Source organism: Microvirga aerilata (assembly GCF_016743775.1).
Classification (GTDB): domain Bacteria; phylum Pseudomonadota; class Alphaproteobacteria; order Rhizobiales; family Beijerinckiaceae; genus Microvirga; species Microvirga aerilata.
In genome coordinates this window covers 1-2,404 of sequence record NZ_JAEQMY010000230.1, presented here as the reverse complement: position 1 = coordinate 2,404, position 2,404 = coordinate 1, and the positions used below count along the sequence as shown (strand labels likewise).

Here is a 2,404-nt window from a genome sequence, read left to right as displayed (position 1 = left end):
GCAGGCACCGTCACCGTCAAGGTTGCCGATGCGGCGGAGCAGACGACGACCCCCGTGACGACAACGCCGGTGACGCCATTAACGCCTTCCACACCGACCTTGTCTGAACGGCCAGTGACCACGAAGACCCTCACCGGCACCGGCAGCAGCAACAGGCTGACAGGCTCGAGCGGCAACGATAAGATCGACGGCAAAAGCGGCAATGACATGCTGTGGGGCAAGGGCGGCAGCGACGTAATGGTCGGCGGCGCCGGCAAGGATACCTTCACCTTTGACACCAAGCCCGGTACGAAGAATGTCGACGTGATCCTGGACTTCAGTGCCAAGGACGATACGATCCGCCTCGATGATGCTGTGTTCACCAAGCTCAAGCACGGCCAGCTCTCGTCGAGCAGCTTCGTTACGGGCGAGAAGGCGTTGGATTCAGGCGACCGGATTATCTACAACGACAAGAGCGGTGCTCTGTACTACGACGCCGATGGCATCGGTTCGACCGCAGCCGTGAAGTTCGCGATGATTGAGAACCGCGCCAAGCTCACGGCGGCCGACTTCATCGTCATTTAACTCGGTCTTTTACCCTTTCGTTAACATTGCCCTGGGCAAGCCCGGGGCCAACTCGCTTCTTGAGTAGACATTCGGCCGACTTCCAAGAGCAGCTATTAGATCGCTGCCCTGCTCGGCCGGGGGTGCCTCGCCAATCCAATCACCTGCAAGGTCGAGCTTAGCTATTCGGCCTCGCCGCCTGGTGGGATGTCGCACTTTCGTACGCCGCTTCCACAAGTGCATAGGTCTTTAGGTTGTCACGCCCGGAGGTCTCGGGCTCACGTGCTGCCTTCAGGCACTCGACCCAATGCCTCTGGGTGTTGAGCACACTTTCCTGGCTCACGTGCCAGGGCTCGGACGTCCAGGGCAGAAGCGGCGTCCGCAGTGAACGCACCGTTGTCGCTCCCTCGCTCGTGACGCGTAGCTCCAGGCCCGGTGACAGGAGCAAGCTGCCGCGCCGCCCCTCGATCTCCAGCAGAACCTCAGGGAATGGGTCCGGGTCGCGCTTGGTCGCGTAGCTGCAATCGACCACGCTTACCGCTCCGTTGTGATGCTTGAGCATGATCGTTGCCATGTCCTCGCCTGCGATGCTTGGCTTGACGCTCTGCGTCTCGCAGAAGACCCGCTCAACCTCGCCCAGCAGCACGCGGGCGAGATCAAGCACGTGCACCCCAATGTCGAGCAGGATGAACCGTTCCTCCGTCGCAAGATACGGCTGGCCTGCATAGATGTCATAGCCGGTCCGCCAGTTGATGCGCCCCCAGGTCACGTCGCCGATGGTTCCCGCCTCCAACACGCGCCGCACCTCAAGGAGTGGCGACTGGAAGCGGAAGTTCTCGTGAACCATCAGGGGCACGCCGGCATTACGGCAGACGTCGACCATGTCGAGGCAGTCCTGCCATGTGGGCGCGAAAGGCTTCTGCACGATAACCGGCACCTTGTGAGACGCCGCGAGCAGCACCAGAGATTTGTGAGAGGGCATCGTGGTGACGATGTCCACAAAATCGAGGGCCTCGGCTTCCATCATCCGAGCCGCATCGCCGTACCATCGGGGTACGCTGAAGGCCTCCGCTGCTGCCCCAGCCTTCTGCTCATCGCGATCACAGACGGCAACCAGCTCGACGTCATCCGACAGGTCACGCCAGGCGTGCAGATGGTTTCTCGCGTAGAACCCGCAGCCGATCAGGCCAGCGCGCAACCGTGAGGACATCCAATCTCCCGTTAAGCAGTGTGCGATGGCTTGATCACTGACTTTAGCCTACGAGATCCAGGGACAAAGTCGAGCCCCCTTCCGTTCACTCTCGGTGAGGAATGCAGGCCCGCTCTGGGCAGCTCATGGGCTGCCGCTTCTGCAACGTCTGCTAAGCCGAGGTTAGCTGTCCTCAGGCTCAGGTCTCGGAGGAGCCAGGGGGCGGCGCAACCGCCGCGGGTATCAGGGTCCAGCAACAGCTGTAATACTCCAGGATGAAGGAAGTGGCAGCTAAGGCCGAACTTTGTCGATATAGCACTTATGAACCCTGATCCCAATGCTGGTGGGGTCATCTCGGGGTGAACAGATATGCTGTGGGTCATTCTTCTGCTTGGCGCCTCTGGAATGGTGGGTGGGTACGCAGCCGAGCAGGCGACCATCCCCAAGCTCCAGTATCGTCCGGGCACTCCCAATACAGTGGTCGAAACGTGTCGGCAGGCCGCGATTGCAGCGGCTCGCACCCATGCAAGCGAGATGGGCGCCGAGTTGGTCCGGGTAGATGCCGCGAGCGCCGGCGAGATGCGGCGCGCTCGCAGCGGCCAGCGGGCACCGGTGGAGGTTGGGATCGTCTACTCGCGCCCAAGCGGGCGAGAGGCCCGCCAGGGCGTCGTC

Annotated in this window: 1 protein-coding gene and 2 pseudogenes; 2 read left to right on the top strand and 1 reads right to left on the bottom strand. The window is 61.9% G+C overall.

All coding sequences use genetic code 11. The annotated features are described in order from the left end of the window. Positions 1 to 564, top strand: a pseudogene (locus JKG68_RS31895) (hypothetical protein); the annotation flags it as partial. A 157-nt stretch (positions 565 to 721) separates the two neighbouring features. Here JKG68_RS31895 and JKG68_RS31890 read toward each other — a convergent pair. Further along, positions 722 to 1,753, bottom strand: coding sequence for a Gfo/Idh/MocA family protein (locus JKG68_RS31890; protein WP_202066390.1), 1,032 nt, complete (start codon positions 1,751 to 1,753; stop codon positions 722 to 724). Between the two features lie 348 nt (positions 1,754 to 2,101). On the opposite strand from JKG68_RS31890, the pseudogene JKG68_RS31885 reads away from it, so the two are divergent. Beyond that, positions 2,102 to 2,404, top strand: a pseudogene (locus JKG68_RS31885) (hypothetical protein); the annotation flags it as partial.

Excerpts from the sequence above, each read along its gene's own strand:
- JKG68_RS31890 (WP_202066390.1), bottom strand. The coding sequence starts at position 1,753 with ATGTCCTCACGGTTGCGCGCTGGCCTGATCGGCTGCGGGTTCTACGCG.